Source organism: Parabacteroides hominis, from assembly GCF_014287585.1.
GTDB classification, from domain to species: domain Bacteria; phylum Bacteroidota; class Bacteroidia; order Bacteroidales; family Tannerellaceae; genus Parabacteroides; species Parabacteroides hominis.
In genome coordinates, this window is record NZ_JACOOJ010000036.1 from 39,265 (window position 1) to 58,512 (window position 19,248).

Sequence of the window (19,248 nt, forward strand, 5' to 3'; positions counted from 1 at the left end):
GTTATATGAAAAAGATTTTTTATGGCACATTGTGTTACCTATTGTTATGTGCGGCACAATCGGATGCACAAAATAAACTGTCGCAGGAGCAAGCCGAACTTGTCCAGTTAAAGAAATATGAACAAAACAATCCTCCGAAGATGAGTATGCCTGTACCGGGACCGGAAGAAAACGAGCAGTTGTTTGGAGCCCGTTTAATGCGTTCGGCAACTTTGTTGGAAACCAGTAACCCGAATCGGAAGTTACCTGTATTTGTCCTGATTTATGGACAATCCATAACCGGTAGCAAAAGTTTTACCGATAATGTGCGTGAATATCTTGAAGATAAGTTTCCTTATGCCGATATACGAATTGAAAACCGTTCTATTGGTGGATTTGGTGGTGAACAGTTGATTCGTCCTGCTGTACACGATGTCTATCGTGCTTGTCCAGACTTGATAATCTTTCATGTGTATGGTGGAGAAAATCATGGTGAACTGGAAACCTTTTTCAGTAATGTCCGCCGTTATACGACTGCCGATATTATCCTGTTGAACCACCATATAAATGGAAGTAAGGATGTGATAAAATACAACAAATCCTCCTATGATTATTTACGTTATATAGCTAATAAATATAATTGCGAATTGGTGGACCTTACTCGTAACTGGAGTCGCTATCTGGTGGAAAATAATCTGAGTGTAAAAGACTTGTTGCGTGATAATACGCATCCTAACCGGGACGGCAACTGGTTGATGGTACAGTTGATAGGGCGTCATATTCGTTTAAACACCCTGTATCCGAGTAATTGGTATGAAGTTGTCCGCAGCTATTATGTGAAGAACGCTTATGACATGGATAGCGAGAGCCCTTTGAAATTTCGTGGTGAGCCTTGGAAAATGATAGGTGGTGTGGCATGTGGTGAAAATGAGAAGGGTTCTCTGTGTTTGACATTTGATGGAAGCCGTATAGACCTGGTTGCCGGTATTGTACCGGAAGGGCATAAAATGGGGACAGCTCGTATTTTGATAGATGGCAAACCTGTTTCCCGGAATACATCTTTGTATACGATAACCCGTCCCAGTGCAGGTCCCGGAACTTGGTTCCCTTTGATACGCCGTATCGAACATAAGACTGTGTTAATTCCGGAGAAATGGACGTTGAAAGTAGATGCGGTCAATGCCGATTCGACGGTTTGGACATTCAGTGTATATGGCTCTAAAACAGGTTTTGACGGTTCGGGAACCAGTGATAGGGCGTTTGTCTCAAAATCAGGTCGCGTGGTTATCGCACCGGATGATTTTATGTTTGTGAAAATTAAAAATACATTTAAGACGGTTGCCCAACCTGGATTTGAATCGACTTGGACGGTGGAGCCTCTTTATCAGGAATTTTATTCGACTCCATTGATTGACGACACGAATAAGGTTTATAAAACGACAATCGTACAGGGGGTGACGAATTCTTTGCATACGCTTGAAATAATACCGGCGGGTGATGGGATTGTACCGATAGAAGCGATAGAGGTTCATCGTCCGCCGTTACGGTAGAGTGGGGAATACAATAAGACAATATCTTAAATTGTAGAAAAAGAAATGTTAAAGATCAATGAATCTATATTTATCGTTTTGTTATCGATATTCTGGGGTGTTACGGAAACCCATGCGCAACAGTCTCCGGTAGTCTTTAATTATAATGAAGCTGCCAGACCTGGAGAGGCTTTTAATTTACAGGGAACCGGTTGGGGAAAACAGGTTGAGTTATGGGGGAGTATGGTCCGGGGGAATGAAAATGCACTTGCGCCTTCATTTCCGATTCAAGTTATCGGTCGTGATGATTGTAGTGTGACCGGGCTTTTCCCTTCAGACAAACAATTTCGAAAGAATGCACTGATTGCGGTTTGGGTCAAGAGTGGAACGAATATCAGTGAACCGGTATTTTTGAACCGGGCCAGAGCTGTAACACTGGAATTTGAAGAGATCATGCCGGGTTATGTGTTTCGTATTTTCGGAAGGAATCTTTTTTTGCCCGGATGCAAACCCGTCGTAACGTTTGTTCATCCGAATAATGGGGCACAGTCACAGGGCACTGTCTTGGCTACAGATCCGTATGTTCTGACCGTGCAGGCTCCGGACAGGTTGGAGGCAGGTGTACACTATCGTATAATGGTTAATAACGGGGCTGGGGGAGAATATGGCAATTCTTTGGCCGAAGAAACGATGCTGGCACGGGTGGAAAGCGCAGACCCTTTTTCTTTGCATGTCCCATGGGGATGCGATTTTATTTTTTACAAAAATGTCTATAATGTAAAATCGGATGTTCGCTTACAATCTCACGCCAAAGGTGACGGCTTGGCGAATGACCGGACTGCTTTGCAAGAAGCAATCGATAAAGCATATGCAGCCGGAGGAGGTGTTGTCTATTTACCAGCCGGTACATATAAATTGGATTTTCAGGAAGGAAGCGGACTTGTGATGCGTTCGAAGGTCGTACTGAAAGGTGATGGCCCGGAGAAGACTGTTATCCAGTATGGGTTTGGAGTTCCCCCGGCTTATCCGGACCCGATTGGTGTTGGTGGATGGCCGGATCATACCACGGAAGGGGTGGCTCTTTTATGGCCGTTGCGTACGGAGCTTAGCGGACTTTCCGACCTGAAGATTCGAAATGTAAATACTTCGGGATTGTGGCGGCATAGTTTGAAGACGGTTTGGCCGGATTCTGAAAAGAAGGCGCCGGGTGCATCCGGTTCTCGTTTCTTTGCTATTAATTGTCATTTTGATTTGTCGGTTGCCTGGGGGCTGTCATGGGGATATGTGGACAAGATGTTGATCTCGAATTGCAATTTCAGGAGTTATGCGAATATAACGTGGCCCTGGATGTGTCATTGTGACGGATCGACAAATTTTGTAGTCCGTAATAACCGTGTGTTTTATAGTGCCGGACGTTTTGGTTTCAGTAACGGTTATAACGGGATTATCGAGAATAATCATATCACTCGTATGGGCGATTTACAAGCGTTTAGAGGAGAAACCGGAGGGTTCAACATTGATTTTACCAAGGATGTAGTTCTGATGAACAATATATTGGATGTCGAGGGGGATTCTATTGTCGACCGGAATATGGGAGAGACTATTTTGAGTCAGGGAGGAAATCCGGTAGGGCAATCTCTCGGAAGGGTAGAGGAGGCTTCGCCGAACTCCTTGACCGATCGGACGCAAAATTGGAGCCGAATTCGGACGTCCGATCTTTCTACTTGTGCTGTGCTTGCAATCGTAAAGGGTAAGGGTGCAGGACAATGGAGAAGGATTAAAGACAATGACGTACATACCATTTTTTTAGATGTTCCCTGGACTGTGATTCCTGACAGCAGTAGTAATTATGTCGTAACCCAATGGTCGGCAGAAGATTGGCTGGTAAAAGGAAATGTCCTCAAAGAGAATAACCGAGGCATTTGGTTTTATTGCGGAGGAACGGATGTCGCTATAGTTGGCAATGAGCTGGAAAATTCGGAAGGAATTTATTTACGTTCGGATCAGCGGGTCGAAATGGGCCGGTATAATCTGATGTGGAATGCTATTGTCGAAGAAAACGTGGTAAGCCGTACCGCCCGGAAACGTCCTGCTCATATCTGTTCGGTTTTGGCTGTTCAGAAAAATGATACATTGATAGGATTAGGTAGCTTAGGTATAGAAATTCGCCGGAATACGATTGTTGCATCCAAACCCAATATAAGTTCTTTTGTTCCGGGAGAGGGATATTGGAATGAAGTGCGTTCCACAACGGAAGATGCATTGAACCATGTTACGGGGATTGTTGGGACGGTGTTTGACGGAAATAAATCGGTCAATATGAATTATGCTTACCGGTTGAGCCAGAAAGGAATTTCACAAACAACGATTAAAGATCCTGTCGATCCGGATGTCGATTCGTTGACAAATATCCCTTTATCTGTAAATTTGACGGATGCTTTTTTATATAGGACTGGGAAAAAGGAAAACAAAGATCCTTTTTCTTCCTATTTGACAGGAAAAGCCCCCTCTATATGCCAAGATCTGGGAGTCGAAACGATTGATGGCATATCGGTTCAAAAGTTTATTTTCCATTCGCGGGAGTATTTGTCTCCTGTAGGAAAGGATTCTACCAGGATTTTCGGGGTGATAGCGAGGCCGGAAAAGCCCGGACGTTATCCGGGATTATTGGTGCTGCATGGAGGTGGTGGAGCTGCAGAGATCGAAAAAGCAAGGAAGTGGGCGGCTCACGGCTATGTAGTGGTTGCCGTTGATGAGCCAGGAGTGGCTGATACGAAAAATACCCCTCTGAGTGAGGGGCCGTGGAACCTGTTTCGGTATGGTGAACATCGTTTCGTTGTCGAGCCGGATGTCACGTCAAGCACTATTTTTGATGCAGTCTTGGCTTCTTTGCAGGGGCTTTATCTGTTAAGGGAACAACCGGATGTAATTAAGGATAGGATTGGGATCGTAGGTATTTCCTGGGGTGGTTATCTGACAACAATGGTAACAGGTTTGGCAAGTCCGTTTATTGCCGCTTCTTATTCTGTTTTCGGTTGCGGATTTTATGATGCCAGTTCCGTGTTCCTGAAAGAGTTGGACCGGATGGAACCGTTGCATAAAGCTGAATGGTTGAAATGGCTGGATGCCGGAAGAAGGGCTCGTAACATTCGGAACCCATTTTTCATAGCGGCAGCAACCAATGATAATTGGTTTTATCCACAAGCTGTAAAGAATACGCTTCAGCATGTTTCTGCTCCGGTGAACCATGTTTTTTCCCAGAATGTGAGCCATAAGATTGCTTTGCCGGGAGGAACCGAAAATAAAAAAGCGGATTCTCCGGGCTGGACTGCGATGGAAAAGGTTTATTTTGATTATTATTTGAAGGGTAAAGGCAAGAGATTCCCAAAGATAGGGGCGATCCATGCAGAGAAGTTTGGAACATCTCATATACGGGTGGAATTTTCGGTGGATAGTGATACTCCGATAAAGCGAGCTGAAATAAACTATTCTCAAGTAGGAGAAGTTCCGACAAAAAGAAAATGGACTACAGTTTTGGCAAAACAGGTTCGGAAAAATGTGTATGAAGCATTGATTCATATTCGAGATCTGGGGGCTGTCCCTGTTGAATTTTATGGAACAGTCTCAGACTCTCGTCCAGTTTCGGTTTCCAGCTATATGATTTGGTATTCGAATTGATGTATTGGAGAAACGAAGTTTGTCATATCTGTCGGATGTGGCGGCAGGATTTTTGTAAAAAGTAGTCCTCCCAAGTTGGGACAATCACTTTTGTGACAAAAAGTAGCCGTCCCAAGTTGGGACGACCGCTTTTGAAATGAAAAGTGCCTCTCCCAAGTTGGGACGGGCACTTTTGAAATGAAAAGTAGTCCTCCCAAGTTGGGACGGTCACTTTTGTGACAAAAAGTAGTTCTCCCAAGTTGGGACGGTCACTTTTGTCACGAAAAGTGGTTCTCCCAAGTTGGGACGGGCATTTTTGTGACAAAAAGTAATCTTCCAGGCTTGGGGGCAACATTTTTCGTTTTATAGCGTCTCTTGTTTCAGTTGTTCGACGAACCGGTCGATCCGTTGCAATTCTTTCGGGATGTCGATTCCTTGCGGACAGTGCGGATTGCATTGGTTGCAACTGGTACAATGATCTGCCTGGCGGAGCTTCGGAACGCTGCGGTCGTACCCGATCAGATAAGCGCGGCGAGCTTCTCGGTAGTTTTCATCCTGTCCGCTCTGCGGAACATTCCCCTCGTTCACACATTTATTGTAATGGAGCAAAACACCCGGAATATCGATCCCATAAGGACAAGGCATGCAATATTTGCAGTCGTTGCACGGGATGGTCGGATATTGCATCATCAAGTCGGCTGTGTCGAACAAGAAGCGGTTTTCCTCTTCCGTCAACGGCTGTAACGGGCAGTAAGTACGAAGGTTGTCTTGCAGGTGTTCCATATAAGTCATGCCGCTCAACACGGTGAGCACGCCGGGGAACGAACCGGCAAACCGGAAAGCCCAGGAGGCGACGCTCCGTCCCGGTTCGCGTTGTTTCAGGCGGGCGACGATATGGTCGTGCACGTTCGAGAGCCGCCCTCCGAGGAGCGGTTCCATGATGACGACCGGAATCCCCCGTTTCTGCAATTCCCCGTACAGGTATTCCGCATCGGTGTTTCGCGGGTTGATTTCCTTGGCGTGTTTCCAGTCTAAGTAATTCAACTGGATCTGAACGAAATCCCATTGATATTCGTCGTGTTTCGAAAGCAAATAATCGAACACCTCTATATCTCCGTGATAGGAGAAGCCTAAGTTACGGATACGTCCCGCTTTGCGTTCTTCGAGCAGGAAGTCGAGTATACCGTTCTTGACATACCGGTTTTCGTAGGCTTCCATACCACCCATGCCGATCCCGTGGAGCAGCATATAGTCGAGATAATCGACCTGCAATTCTTTGAGCGAATTGTGGTACATCGCGATAGAGGCCTCGCGGCTCCATGTGTCGGGAGAGAAGTTCGAGAGCTTGGTGGCGATATAATACTTGTCACGCGGATAGCGGCTGAGGGCGATCCCCATAGCATGTTCCGAACGTCCTTTGCAATAGGCGGGCGACGTGTCGAAGTAGTTCACGCCGTGCTCGATGGCATAGTCGGTCAGCCGGTTGACCATCTCCTGGTCGATTTCGTCGTCGCTCTCTCTTGCGCTGCTTTTGGCAATGGTCGGCAGGCGCATGCATCCGTAGCCGAGGATGGAAACCTTGTCTTTTGTCGACGATGTCGTGCGGTACGTCATCTGATCCGTGGGAATGGATGTGGAGCCGCCTGTACCTGAGGCAGTGCTGCTGTTCGAACTGCACCCGGAGAGCAACGGGGCGGTGGTTGCCGTGCTGATCCCTACAATCTTCAGGAAGTCGCGACGGTTTATCGCTTGATGATTGTCTTTTTTCATATATGATGATTCTTTTATTTCTTGATTAAATATTCCGGTGTTGTTCGTGTCCTTCGACATATATGGCGCTGAACGGACGGGAGGGGCACAGGTTTTCGCAGGCTCCGCAGCCGATACATTTTTCCTCGTTAACGACCGGCAGTTGAGGCGAATCCGGGTCGTTCGGGTCTTTTGCCACCATCAGGATCGCTTGGGTAGGGCAGTGGCGGGCACAGTTGCCGCAAGTGACGCCATCCCGGTTGACGATGCAATTTTCCTGGATCAATACGGCATGCCCAATCTGGATAGCCGTTTTGTCCGCTTTCGTGATCGGACGGATCGCACCGGTCGGGCAAACTTCCGAACATTTGACGCATTCGGGACGGCAATATCCCCGCTCGTACGACACTTCCGGCTGCATGAATGTATGCAGGTTCCCCGAAGGACGCAGCACATGGTTCGTACAAACCGACACACAAAGCTGGCACGCTGTACAATGCTGGGAGAAGTTGGCGGCGCTCAGCGAACCCGGAGGTGTGACCGGAGTTGCTCGCTCAGGTTTCTTTTTATCTTCGATGATGGCTAATCCGCCGTCGACTTTCTTGTCCGGGAGTTGTACTTTTTCCTGGGCTTTCAGTGCGGCAGAAGTGGCAAGTAATGCCGATACGGTGAAGAACTTGCGGCGGTCGGGCTTGTCTACGGCCGGTTGATTGGTCTGTGTTTCCGTCTTGTCTGTTTTTCTGCGTGTATATCGGATGGCCCCCTGCCGGCATTTGTCGATACAATCCATGCAGGCGACGCAACGGCTATAGTCGATCTCGTGTGCTTTCGCATTAATACAGGCTGCTTTGCAATTACGGGCACACAAGCCACAGCCATTGCATTTGGACGTATCGATAACCGGCTTGAAAACAGAGAAACGGGAGATCAATCCCAAAACCGTACCTACCGGGCAGATCGTGTTGCAATAGGTTCGTCCGTTCCGCCAGGCAAGTATGATTAGTGTAATGAAGGTAACTGTGGCAATGATGAAAGTGGGGAGGCTCCTCAGCCAAACTTCCGTCTCGTAGAAAGCATAGCTGTCTGCTCGTTCCGCCAGGTAGGCCAGCAGGTTGTTTCCCCATTGCCAGAGAGGGGCGAACAAGTTGGAGGCGATGCGCCCATAAGCACTGTAGGGTGCGATCAATGCCGCCCATGCTCCTAACCCGCTGATCATGGCAAGGATAAATATCACCATAACCCCGTATCTTAACCAGGATAAGGCGGGGGAATACCGGAAACGGTTTTTCTTCCGTTTCCCCGCCAGCCATGAAACAGCATCCTGGAATATACCGAGGGGACAGATCACGGAGCAGTAAACCCGCCCGAAAATCCAGGTCAATGCAATAAGAAATAACACCACGCCGAGGTTTAGTGCCAATACCGCCGGCAGGAACTGTATTTTCGCCATCCATCCGAACCACATATGCAACGTTCCCGTGAAATCGAGAAACAGCAAGGTGATAAGCGTAAAACAGATAAGTGCAGTTGTAAGTCTGATTGTTCGCAACATAATAAGCTCTTTTTAGATAGTCTGTTATTTTTTTCTGTTGCAAAAATAGTAAAAGGTGTTGGCCTGCAACATATACGTATTACAGATTGATGTACCAATATTACGGTTTTGTCAACTTCTGCAAAAAGCCTGGCTGACAAACTTCAGAACTTCAGGCAAAGCTGTCCGCCAATAAGTCCAGCTATGTCCGCCGTCGCGCACCCGGAACTCGTGTTTGATCCCCTTCTGCCTCATGATCTGGTGCACCTGCATATTCCCGTCCAGCAGGCCGTCGTCATCACCACAATCAATGTAATAGCGGATTTTGGGCAAGTCGTTCTGATCCCAGCCGGAAAGGATCTTCAAGACATTGTTTTGTTGCCAATGTTCGTCTCCCGGCCCGAACAGGCGGTTGAATAAGTCCTTATGTGATCGGGCTTTCCGTGCTTCCATGACCGTGTCGTCGAAAACGGCGGCGCTCAACGGGGCACATGCGCAGAACATATCCGGATGATGCAAACTGTATAGGAACGAACCGTAGCCGCCCATCGACAACCCGGCAATCGCCCGGCTTTCTTTCTTGCCGCGGATCCGGTACGTTTTTTCCATATAGGGGATAAGCTCTTCAAAAAACATGTCTTCATAAGGTGCTTTTCCGTCGTATTGGTTGATATACCAGGTGTCCCATGCGTCCGGCATGACGATGATCATTGGTACGGCTTCCTCGTTTGCGATGGCACGGTCGGCAATCGTTTTCATTTGCCCCATCTGTATCCAGTTGGTTTCATTGTCCGTATAGCCATGCAAGAGGTAGAGGACCGGGTAATTCCTTTTCGAGGTGTTGTAGTCGGAAGGCAGGTAGATAGAGTAGGAGACTTTCCTGCCTAATTTGTTACTTTCAAAAGAGAGTGATTCGAAAACCGTACTCTGCGAATATCCTGCCATGTTGAATAGAAAGCACAGGATAAGAAAGAGGTGAAATTTGTTTTTCATATACTATTAATAATTAGATTCGTTTGTCTGGACAAAGTAGAAATAAAAGGAGAGAGCTTGCCGGAAAAACATTAGGTTTCAGGCATACTCTCTTTTCCTTATTTGGGGATTAATCCGCCGCCGGATAGGGAAATTCTGTCAATCCTTTGTACATGAACTGATAGGTCGGAACTTCGATACCTAATTCCTGGGCGGCTCGTACGACATAGCCGGTCAATGTTTCCACCTCGGTGCGGTTACCTTTTTGGAAATCACTATGCATGGAGGTGGTGGAGTTGTTCGGCATGATCTTCTGCGCGTCGATGGCGGAGAATACCTGGTCGTCCGGCAGAGGAATGCCTTTGGCTACTGCTACGCTTTTGAGTTCATAACCTAACGTGATGAACAGGTCGATATGGTTGTTTATCACTTCACTGATCGTCTCATTGAAATAGGAGGTGATGGTAGCGGCGGTCGAGATCATGAAGAACTTCTTCCAGATTTCCAGGTCGATATCATTCGGTATCGTGGTGAGGATACGGGCGTTCGCCAATATATCCTGCAATTCTTTCTGCCGTTTCTTGTTTCCCTGTTTACTACCTAAGAACATCCGGTCCTTTATGGTGAATTTTTCCACTCTTCCCGGTCTGACCAGGCGTGAACCGATGTAAACACATCCTTTCCATACCTCGTTGTCCGGCAATAGTTGTTGTATGCGTTCCGCTATATCCGCCCCGTTCAGCAGGGGAATAATAACCGTCTTCGGACCGATCACCGGAGCCAACTGGGCTATATTATCCTCCAAGTCGTAGCTTTTGGTACAACAAAACAGGTAATCGACCGGCCCTATTTCAGCAGGGTTGTCGGTTGCGAGGGTAGGTTTTGCTTTGATCGTCAGGAATGTATTTTTGACTTCGATGCCGTTCTCACGGATCTCTTCCAGGTTTTCGCCACGGGAGATGAAATAGATGTCAATCTCTTTGGAGTCTTTGTAACGGGCAGCTAATAATCCTCCGTAGTAACCGCCTACAGCTCCTATGCCGGAAATTGCTATTTTAGTTTTACTCATATTCTTGTCTTATTATTTTTACAAAGATGAAAAATAAAATTGGAATAACTATATCAGTTTGAGTTCTTTTAGAAAGTCGGGGATACATTGTTCAAAATTAACACCAAAGCGGTGATCCGTTTTTGCATTATATGTCCGGCGTATGCTGTCGGCTGTGAAGTTTACGGCTACCTGCGCTGATTCGTTTAGGCTGATGTTATTTAGCAGGGCGGATAACAGAGCACTCGCAAAAATATCGCCTGTACCGTGATAACTTCCTGGTATCCTTTTGGTAAACAGATAGCCTGTCGAATCATTTCTTTTATCGTAGGTCGCGGCTCCCAATTCCTCTTCTTCAAAATATACACCGGTCAGTACGATTTTTTCCGGTCCGAGCTTACTTAGATTTTTTAAGATTTTTTCAATGTAAGCCTGCGTATAAGGACCGGGATGGTAGCTTTCTTCCAATAACAAGGCGGCTTCGGTCAGATTGGGGACGATGATGTCCGCCTTCTTGCATAAGGATCGCATGCCTGCGGCAAACTCAGGTTGGAATATGCGGTATAGCTCGCCGTTGTCTGCCATCACCGGGTCTACCAGGATCAGGTTGTTTTTCGATCTGAACAGTTCGAAAAACTCTTTGACGAGATCCAATTGCTCGAACGAGCCCAAGAAACCGCTGTAGGTCGCATCGAATTGTATGTCGAGCGACTTCCAGTGCTGCATAAAAGCCCGCATGTCGCTTGTCAGGTCGCGGTAGGTATATCCGCTGATCCCTCCTGTATGAGTAGATAATATGGCGGTCGGCATGGCGCACGCTTCTATTCCGGCAGCGGAAAGGATAGGCAAAGCGACTGTTAGAGAGCATTTTCCGAATCCTGACAAGTCATGTATGGCAGCCACACGTTTTTGATAATCTTTATTTTCCATTTGTATGTTATGACTTTATATTTCTATAACAACAAAAAATATTTCCGATTTGTTATTTAAGAAATAAAAAGGCTATGAGAAATATTGCTATTATTGCATTCTTTTTGGCATGTGTCAGCCTGGCTGGCGACGCCGGGAATATGAAAGAGTTTGATTTAATGAAACAAGAAAATATGAATATGAAAGACAAGGCTGAAATATATCTGGCAGGCGGTTGCTTCTGGGGTACGGAACATTTCCTGAAACAGATCAGAGGTGTGGAAAAAACGGAAGTTGGTTATGCCAACAGCCAGGTTCCCAATCCCACGTATAAAGAAGTATGTACCGGGAATACCGGGGCGGTGGAAGCGGTGAAGGTCGTTTATGATCCGCAAACGGTCGATCTGGATCTGTTGTTGAATCTATACTTTCAGACAATAGATCCGACCAGTGTCAACCGTCAGGGTGGAGATAGCGGTTTGCAGTATCGCACGGGCATTTATTATACCGATAAAGAAGATGTTCCGGTGATCGAAGCCGCCATTAAAGAGCTGGCAAAGGAATATACGAAACCGATCGCCATCGAGGTGATACCGCTCGTTAATTTTTATGCAGCGGAAGAATACCATCAGGATTATCTGGATAAGAATGTGGGCGGTTATTGCCATATTAATCCGAAATTGTTCGAACTGGCGCGGAAAGTAAATGCCCGTCCTGTTTATGCAAAACCGGATGATGCGACCCTTAAGAAAAAACTTTCCGACGTACAGTATGCCGTGACGCAAAAAAGTGCTACGGAACCTGCATTCCGCAATGAATACTGGAATGAGCACAGGGAAGGAATTTATGTCGATATTACGACCGGTGAGCCGCTTTTCATATCCACCGATAAGCTTGATTCCGGCTGTGGCTGGCCCAGTTTTTCCAAACCGATCGATAAAAAACTGATTGTTGAAAAGCTGGATACTTCACATGGAATGACCCGTACAGAAGTACGCAGCCAGACGGGAGATGCTCATTTAGGCCATGTCTTTACAGATGGCCCCGCCGATAAAGGGGGATTACGGTATTGTATAAACAGTGCCTCCCTGCGGTTTATCCCGAAAGAAAAGATGAAAGAAGAAGGTTATGGAGAATATCTGTCTCTTTTGAAGAAATGAAGTTTCAGTATTAAATGAGGCAGGTCGGGACATTTTTGTTCCCTTTGACACTGCCTCATGTTTTTTTATTTATTTATTCGCAAACATCCAGGTCCATTTATGCCAGATACTTTCCAAAGGGCCTTGTTTGTGTCTTGCCAGCCACCATTTGCAGAACGAAACTTGCAGCAGGAAAAGAGCGAATCCGATAAGCAAACTTGCTGTATAGCCGCAATAAGGGGCTAAATAGAGTCCGAAGGGAAAATAGATAATCGCTCCCATGATCGATTGAGTAATATAGTTGGTCAGACTCATCTTGCCATAAAAGCGCAAAGCGGAAACTGCTTTTTTGAAACATTCTTTCTGGTACAAGATCACAAACGAGGAAACAAGGACGAATGTGAAAGCAAATTTCTGCCACATGTCGAAAGCCGTCCCTGCAGTTTGCTTGATCAGGGCATTGTCACCAGCCATGATCTGTTCCTTTAAAGAATATAAAGGGGCGAAACAGATAGCTGCAATAATAAGAACCTTTACCCAGAAACGCAGGTGGGATTCGGTCGTAACGAATAGCTCTTTTCTGCCGATATAAAGTCCTAACAGGAATAAGCCTGCCGTTTGCAGGAAACGTCCGGCTCCGATAGCCCAGTACAAACTTGCTTTCTGTCCTAACGTGATATTTCCCCAGATGAAGTCCCGGAAATTTCCTGCTTTGGTATATTCGGCGACTTCACCATACATAGCGCCTACACCGAGGTCCGGCAAAGTATGGGCCGGATTAAATAGGCTCATGATGTAGTGAAACCATTCTATAGGTTGGATTAATAATATAATAGCTGTGACCAAGATTACTTTGTCACTCCATTTGCGGACAAGGAATAAAACCAAGCCTACTACGGCAAATAACAGCAGCACGTCTCCGGCTGGGAAAAAAGCAGCGTTCAGCGTCGCGAAACCAAGTAACAGAACCAGACGCCATAAGAAGCGGTAGCCGAAATCTTTTCCTTTCTTTTCCTGGTTATGGCATTGGATATAGAATGTAAACCCGAATAGGAGGGCGAAGATAGCATAGGCTTTTCCTGCAAACAAGGAGAATATGACGTTAAACACTCCGTCGTTGAGGACAGTCAGCCATGCCGGTTGTTCTGCTGGATAGACAGGAAAAATAAAATGTTCCAGGTTATGCACTAAAATAATAGCCATAACGGCGAATCCTCTTAACGCATCGACCACTTCAATACGTGGGGTTTTACTTGCTGATAGTTCCATATAAGTTGTTTGTTAAATTTCAAAACACAAATGTAAGTATTTGTGCGGGATTCCGATATATACTTGCACCTTGATTCGAGATTAGCAATTTAATTTCCTATATTCCTTAGGAGTTACTCCTTGCGATTCTTTGAAAACTCTGTTAAAATGTGGAACATCATTAAACCCTACTGCAAAACAGATTTCCGATATTTGTTTTTGCGAGTGTTTTAGAAGTTCGCAAGCTGTATTCAAGCGATATTGGGTGACAAATTGTGAAAACGTCATTCCTTTACATCGTTTGAAGTATGAGCAAAATGCAGAACGGTTCATACCCACTTCGGCTGCAACTTCATCTAAAGAGATGGTATGGACATAATGAGCCATCACATAAGCGCAAATTTGTTGCATACGTCTCACATCACGTTCAATCTGCATAGGCTTACCTGCAAGAATATGGTCGGATGAATTGAAGATGACAGGTAGTAAACGGAACATTCCGCATAATCGTCCCAGATCGTCCATATCGTTCATTTGTAATAACATTTTACGAATAATACGAGAGCTTTCCAGACCAAATTTTAATGCATTGACGGGGAACGTGAGACCTGCCAAACGGTTTCGCAATTCGGGAAAAACTTCCATGCTCCTCACGATAAGGGAGTGGCTGAAAGCTACCATTAGATAACGAATATGCCCTTCACTGTCAGCCGATAAAGGTGTATATTCCCAATAATGATGCATAGACGGTGGTATCAATGCGACATCACCTGCCGAAAAAGATTGTAACGTATCACCAGCCATTCGAGTTCCATACCCGTGAATTACATAATATAATTCCCAAGCATCGTGTTGGTGCAATTTGGCTTCTATGTGAGTATCTATCCGCTGGTCAATGAAAAAGAATGAATGGTTCTCTATTTCAGGTAATTCGTAAGGGGTAATCATTTCTTCCATAATTACATAAAAATGGTTTGATGCAAATATACGACAAATGTGCGATATGATACCACAAATATTCAACAAGAAGGAACCATAACTTTGCTGCTGAAAACAATAAGTCTAACGATTAAATTAAAATGTATTGTTATGGATTTTTATCAAGTATTAGAGAAAAGAAGAACTATCCGCGATTTTTCCGATAAGGAAGTAACGGAAGAAGTGCTGGAAAGGGTCTTATCGGCAGCCTTTAAAGCTCCGACCAATGACCATTTGCGACAGTTTGAATTCATTGTTGTGAGAGGACAGGAAAACATTGCCCGGCTTATATCACCAGTGGCGGAAAACACTCAAAAGATTCAGCAGGCTGGGCTTGAAGCCGCCGCAAGCACGATGGATAAGGACGGATATGCCATGTTTGTCGATGCGTTACCTAAACAGCAACGTATGCTCATGCAAAGCAATTGCCTTGTTTTGCCGTTCTTCAGGCAAAAGGATTGTCCTCTGTGCCATCCGGCAGATCAAAGTTCGCTCAATTATTTCGCCTCGGCATGGGTGGCCGTAGAAAACATTCTGCTGGCTGCAACCGCAGAAGGACTGGCATGTGCGTTTCGTATTCCCATTGGCAATGAACCGGAATATGTGAAACACCTCGTCCACGCTCCCGAAGAATACGAGTTCGCCTGTTTCCTTGCCATTGGCTATGCAGCGGAGAATGCACATATCTGTAAACAGAAAGAGATTCGGGTAGAGGATAGAATTCACCATAATGTCTGGTAATCTAAAAGTCTCGTCTGTTCTTTTGTCTGGTTGTTATCGCTCCCTTATTTTCGTCCTTTGACTGTTCGTTGTTTGTCTAAAACTACGGTTCAGAGATACGACTCTTTTATGAATTACGCAAATGTCCGAATTTAGTTTTATGGATGATTTATATTTCATCGGTTATATCTGGATGTCCATCTATTGAATAATGTAGTTCATCAGACTTGGATTGCGAGATTGATTTGATTCCTTCAACTTTGCATCAAAAATAATTAACGATGCGTAAGTTTATTATCTTGTTGTCTCTGGTGGTAGTCGGTATATCTGTGGTGTGGAGCCAAAAAATAGAGGGGTATACCGATTACTTCTCCCAGTCCCGTTTTACAGATCACGCCAACGATTTTCATGGCAAAGAACAGGGCAAAGGCTATTTTATAAGATATGGTATAAAATATTTTCAACCGCTCTCCATAAAATTGAATGAACGAAACCAGCCGATTGTATGGAGTATGTCTGCGGGATTATCAATGGTGAGAAGCGGCAATTCAGGAGAAATTAGTACTATTGTTCCACGCGACATCCTCAATACCAGCGTAATGGTTTCCTATATTCGTCCAATAGCGTCCAAGTGGAGTTTGGCCTTTTCTTTAGGCTGTGGTGTTTATAGCCAACCAAGAAAAATCAGATTCAACAGTATTCTGGCAAGCGGTGGTGGTATCATTATCTATGATATAAACCCATCTCTTAGTGTTGGGCTTGGTGTTGGTCTTACAAACTCATTCGGCGTGCCGATGGTCATGCCAACAGGCTACTTGAAATGGGCTGTGAAAAAAAGATTTGAGCTTGATGTCGATTTAACAAGCCAGGTAAAGGTAACAGCTTCGTCTCTTTTCGCCAAAAAGTTTCGCCTTGCTTGGAATATTGTAGAACTTGATGGAATGGCAGCGGTAATAAAACAGGACAACAAGGACAAACTTTACTCGTCTATGATGCTCAATTCCTATTTTACTCCCTCTTTGATTATCGGCGGTAAATTCAGTGTGCATGCCAATATAGGCATCAATATCATACGTTTCAGCAGTATCTCCGAAAGAAAAATCAAGTATATGTTTGGTGGTGAGAATCTTTCCGAACGCCGTCATTTTTCTCCCGCATTTCAGGGAGGAATAGGGTTGCGTTATGGGTTCTAAATTAATATAGTAATTTTGCATCATGGAAAAGAAGAGGAAATATCTAATCATAGAGGACGAACGTTTCGCCTATGAAGAACTCAAACGAATGATGAAGTCCTTGCGGCCCGGCTACGAGTTGTGCGGTTGGGCTACGTCTGTCGAACAGGCCATCCAGCTTGTAACCAACATGGAAGTTGATTTGATGCTGGTTGATATACGTTTGTCGGACGGAAACAGTTTTGAGTTTTTCGATCAGGTGAAATCACAAGTTCCTGTCATATTCACCACCGCCTATGATGAATATGCATTAAGAGCATTCAAAGTCAATAGCATTGATTATCTTTTGAAACCAATAGAGGAAAAAGACCTTGAACAAGCCATTATCAAGTATGAAAATCTGCAATACGTTATTCCGTTAAGTATGGAGTATCAAAAATTGCGTAATGATTATATAACGACTAATCGTAAGAACCGGTTTCTCGTACATGCAGGCGATGTTTACGGATATGTCGAAGCTCAGCATGTTGCCTTCTTTTACAGTGAAGACAAATATACGTTTCTCCATACTTTTGAAGACAAGCGATATATTGTGCCGTACACGCTTGACCAGCTGGATTCCATGCTTGATCCGGTTATATTTTTCCGAGTATCGCGCAACTGCATAACGAATATCAAGAGCCTATCTAAAATTATAAAATATTTTGCAGGAAGGCTCAAAATAAGTTTCTCTCCCCCTTGCCCTCACGAGATAATCGTAAGCCGCAACAGGGCGGAGAATTTTCTAAACTGGATGAACGGCAACGGGCAATGAAGAAAAAACAGGTCATATCACAAATCTTGCTGTTATACATGGCTATAGCGGCGATGTTGTTCTTGTTCATATCCACTCTCACTCTCCTTACAACGCCTAATGGATATGACATGGTGGCAGTGATAAGCAATTTATTTGTAAATCTTCCATTGTTTGTTATACCCGGACTAATTGATTATGGAACAATCCGTTTCCTTCATGCTCGTGTCTGGAAATCGGCAAATATCAGCCATATTATACTTGATGTGGTTATTGTGTCCGCGATAACCGGGAGTATGAGTTTCGTTTCAGCACATGTATTCTCGTCTCCCAATCCGCTCGCCCAAGTTGCGGCATTCTTGATGATGAATTGTATCATAGTTCTTTTCATAGAGTTGCTGTTGTACCATAACGCACAAATGAAAAACGAGAAAAGGATAATTGAAATAGAGAAAGAAAAAGCCGTATACCAACTCAATGCCTTGAAAAATCAGGTAAATCCGCATTTCCTTTTTAATAGTCTGAATGTTCTTGCTTCGCTGACCTACCAGAATCCTGCATTCGCAAACACTTTCGCTAAAAAGTTCGCCAATGTGTACCGCTATATCCTCACTACATCAGAAAACCAGACCGTTGAATTGAAAGAAGAGCTCGATTTTGTAAGAACATATCTCTATCTTGAAAAAATGCGATTTGCCGAGAGCCTGAAAGTTTCCATTGAAGATAATACAGCATTACGTCATTCACGAGTAATACCGGTAAGTATTCAGACATTGGTGGAAAATGCACTGAAACATAATGTGGCATCTGAACAGCAACCCCTAAATGTCATTATCCATATTGGCGAAGATGGTGTTACTGTAAGCAATAATATCCAACTGCGAAACAATGTTCAGAGAACCGGGACTGGTCTTGCCAACCTTCAACGCCAATATGCCATTTCCGGACAAGAAATAGCAATAACTAAGATCGATAATAAATTTATCGTTTTTCTCCCATATCTTATATAATGCTGCATAAAGACGCACGACCATGTGTCTTTACGTGATTATTATCAAATTGACAATTTACCAGATTTGCTATCCGGAGATTCGCTTATATCCGTACATTTGCCTTGATGATTACAAATAGGGGAAGGAGGAGCGGTTTGGAATTGACATTTTGTTTGTCTCATCCCTGAAAACCTTTTTTTGTTCCTGAAAAGGCGGGTTTATGCAGAACAATTGGGGAAAGGTGTCGCTCTGAAGGATAAAACACAATCAAAATGTAAGCAGTAAAATCATCTTTTAAAGATGGTTTTTAGCTGTTAAAATGGCTCCTTGAAGGTCCTTTACAGCCCCTCCACGGCCATTTTGCACCTTCTTTCGGAGCTTCCCGCGAAATCATCTAAATGATTTACTATATTTATCCGAATCATTCTCCTCTATTATCTGAATAGTTTTCCGAAACCATTCAGATAATTAAAAAAATCATTTGGATGATTTCGGGAAGACCTTACGGAATCGTACCTTTTTTAGGCTGGAATGAAGAAAAAGTGTGAAGTATGTGTCAGGAGAATAGCCTGAAATGAATAAAAATGGTCGTGTAAATGCTTATTATTTGTAAGAAATGACATAAAATCGAATGAATGGATGTATCGTTTTCTGAAGACTTATAAGCCGGATTTTAGATAAAAAAAAGAAGGTGTCTGAAAAGGATGCCTTCTTTTTTTGTTATGCCGCCCGTTTATTATCCATTTTTATTTTTAAAACATCTTTGGTCTTCTCAATTGTCTCTCTTCGGGAAGTAATCCTACAGAAATAAGTAAAAAATAAAAGAGAACTG

Annotated in this window: 14 protein-coding genes; 7 read left to right on the forward strand and 7 right to left on the reverse strand. The window is 44.5% G+C overall.

Annotation, left to right across the window (positions count from 1 at the left end):
- Positions 1-5: 5 nt before the first annotated feature.
- A complete protein-coding gene (locus H8S65_RS16595) occupies positions 6-1,529 on the forward strand; it encodes an SGNH/GDSL hydrolase family protein (protein WP_186930980.1) in 1,524 nt (507 codons plus the stop codon).
- A gap of 45 nt (positions 1,530-1,574) precedes the next feature.
- The gene (locus H8S65_RS16600) at positions 1,575-5,186 is read left to right on the forward strand and encodes a glycosyl hydrolase family 28-related protein (protein WP_186930981.1); all 3,612 of its coding nucleotides are present in this window, start codon (positions 1,575-1,577) and stop codon (positions 5,184-5,186) included.
- A 342-nt stretch (positions 5,187-5,528) separates the two neighbouring features.
- On the opposite strand, the gene H8S65_RS16605 is transcribed toward H8S65_RS16600, so the two are convergent.
- The 5 genes from H8S65_RS16605 to H8S65_RS16625 all read right to left on the reverse strand — a co-directional run bounded on the left by H8S65_RS16605 (position 5,529) and on the right by H8S65_RS16625 (position 11,395).
- Entirely contained in the window at positions 5,529-6,935 is a 1,407-nt protein-coding gene (locus H8S65_RS16605) for an aldo/keto reductase (protein WP_186930982.1), read from the reverse strand.
- Between the two features lie 25 nt (positions 6,936-6,960).
- Positions 6,961-8,466, reverse strand: coding sequence for a 4Fe-4S binding protein (locus tag H8S65_RS16610; RefSeq protein WP_186930983.1), 1,506 nt, complete (start codon positions 8,464-8,466; stop codon positions 6,961-6,963).
- 111 nt (positions 8,467-8,577) lie between these two features.
- A complete protein-coding gene (locus H8S65_RS16615) occupies positions 8,578-9,438 on the reverse strand; it encodes an alpha/beta hydrolase (protein ID WP_186930984.1) in 861 nt (286 codons plus the stop codon).
- Between the two features lie 109 nt (positions 9,439-9,547).
- The gene (locus tag H8S65_RS16620) at positions 9,548-10,486 is read right to left on the reverse strand and encodes a ketopantoate reductase family protein (RefSeq protein WP_186930985.1); all 939 of its coding nucleotides are present in this window, start codon (positions 10,484-10,486) and stop codon (positions 9,548-9,550) included.
- Between the two features lie 48 nt (positions 10,487-10,534).
- Complete coding sequence (locus H8S65_RS16625) at positions 10,535-11,395, reverse strand: pyridoxamine kinase (protein WP_186930986.1); 861 nt, start codon at positions 11,393-11,395, stop codon at positions 10,535-10,537.
- A gap of 140 nt (positions 11,396-11,535) precedes the next feature.
- Here H8S65_RS16625 and msrB point away from each other — a divergent pair, with 140 nt between their 5' ends.
- Positions 11,536-12,534 carry a peptide-methionine (R)-S-oxide reductase MsrB gene (gene msrB / locus H8S65_RS16630; protein ID WP_255489295.1) on the forward strand — a complete coding sequence of 333 codons (999 nt, stop codon included), beginning with the start codon at positions 11,536-11,538 and terminating at the stop codon, positions 12,532-12,534.
- Between the two features lie 69 nt (positions 12,535-12,603).
- On the opposite strand, the gene H8S65_RS16635 is transcribed toward msrB, so the two are convergent.
- Positions 12,604-13,782: a DUF418 domain-containing protein gene (locus H8S65_RS16635; RefSeq protein WP_186930988.1), complete on the reverse strand. Its 1,179-nt coding sequence runs from the start codon at positions 13,780-13,782 to the stop codon at positions 12,604-12,606.
- An 81-nt stretch (positions 13,783-13,863) separates the two neighbouring features.
- On the reverse strand, positions 13,864-14,718 hold the full coding sequence (locus H8S65_RS16640; protein ID WP_186930989.1) for a helix-turn-helix transcriptional regulator: 855 nt from the start codon (positions 14,716-14,718) through the stop codon (positions 13,864-13,866).
- Between the two features lie 132 nt (positions 14,719-14,850).
- Between H8S65_RS16640 and H8S65_RS16645 the strand changes: the two genes are divergently transcribed.
- The 4 genes from H8S65_RS16645 to H8S65_RS16660 all read left to right on the forward strand — a co-directional run bounded on the left by H8S65_RS16645 (position 14,851) and on the right by H8S65_RS16660 (position 18,434).
- Positions 14,851-15,480 carry a nitroreductase family protein gene (locus H8S65_RS16645; RefSeq protein WP_186930990.1) on the forward strand — a complete coding sequence of 210 codons (630 nt, stop codon included), beginning with the start codon at positions 14,851-14,853 and terminating at the stop codon, positions 15,478-15,480.
- A gap of 260 nt (positions 15,481-15,740) precedes the next feature.
- Entirely contained in the window at positions 15,741-16,652 is a 912-nt protein-coding gene (locus tag H8S65_RS16650) for a DUF6268 family outer membrane beta-barrel protein (RefSeq protein WP_186930991.1), read from the forward strand.
- Between the two features lie 22 nt (positions 16,653-16,674).
- A complete protein-coding gene (locus tag H8S65_RS16655) occupies positions 16,675-17,445 on the forward strand; it encodes a LytR/AlgR family response regulator transcription factor (protein WP_186930992.1) in 771 nt (256 codons plus the stop codon).
- Positions 17,442-18,434, forward strand: coding sequence for a sensor histidine kinase (locus H8S65_RS16660; protein WP_186930993.1), 993 nt, complete (start codon positions 17,442-17,444; stop codon positions 18,432-18,434). The genes H8S65_RS16655 and H8S65_RS16660 overlap by 4 nt, the downstream gene beginning before the upstream one ends.
- The last annotated feature ends 814 nt before the right edge of the window (positions 18,435-19,248 follow it).

Excerpts from the sequence above, each read along its gene's own strand:
- H8S65_RS16610 (WP_186930983.1), bottom strand. The coding sequence starts at position 8,466 with ATGTTGCGAACAATCAGACTTACAACTGCACTTATCTGTTTTACGCTT.
- H8S65_RS16635 (WP_186930988.1), bottom strand. The coding sequence starts at position 13,782 with ATGGAACTATCAGCAAGTAAAACCCCACGTATTGAAGTGGTCGATGCG.
- H8S65_RS16650 (WP_186930991.1), top strand. The coding sequence starts at position 15,741 with ATGCGTAAGTTTATTATCTTGTTGTCTCTGGTGGTAGTCGGTATATCT.
- H8S65_RS16655 (WP_186930992.1), top strand. The coding sequence starts at position 16,675 with ATGGAAAAGAAGAGGAAATATCTAATCATAGAGGACGAACGTTTCGCC.
- H8S65_RS16645 (WP_186930990.1), top strand. The coding sequence starts at position 14,851 with ATGGATTTTTATCAAGTATTAGAGAAAAGAAGAACTATCCGCGATTTT.
- H8S65_RS16640 (WP_186930989.1), bottom strand. The coding sequence starts at position 14,718 with ATGGAAGAAATGATTACCCCTTACGAATTACCTGAAATAGAGAACCAT.
- msrB (WP_255489295.1), top strand. The coding sequence starts at position 11,536 with ATGAAAGAGTTTGATTTAATGAAACAAGAAAATATGAATATGAAAGAC.
- H8S65_RS16625 (WP_186930986.1), bottom strand. The coding sequence starts at position 11,395 with ATGGAAAATAAAGATTATCAAAAACGTGTGGCTGCCATACATGACTTG.
- H8S65_RS16595 (WP_186930980.1), top strand. The coding sequence starts at position 6 with ATGAAAAAGATTTTTTATGGCACATTGTGTTACCTATTGTTATGTGCG.
- H8S65_RS16660 (WP_186930993.1), top strand. The coding sequence starts at position 17,442 with ATGAAGAAAAAACAGGTCATATCACAAATCTTGCTGTTATACATGGCT.
- H8S65_RS16605 (WP_186930982.1), bottom strand. The coding sequence starts at position 6,935 with ATGAAAAAAGACAATCATCAAGCGATAAACCGTCGCGACTTCCTGAAG.
- H8S65_RS16600 (WP_186930981.1), top strand. The coding sequence starts at position 1,575 with ATGTTAAAGATCAATGAATCTATATTTATCGTTTTGTTATCGATATTC.
- H8S65_RS16615 (WP_186930984.1), bottom strand. The coding sequence starts at position 9,438 with ATGAAAAACAAATTTCACCTCTTTCTTATCCTGTGCTTTCTATTCAAC.
- H8S65_RS16620 (WP_186930985.1), bottom strand. The coding sequence starts at position 10,486 with ATGAGTAAAACTAAAATAGCAATTTCCGGCATAGGAGCTGTAGGCGGT.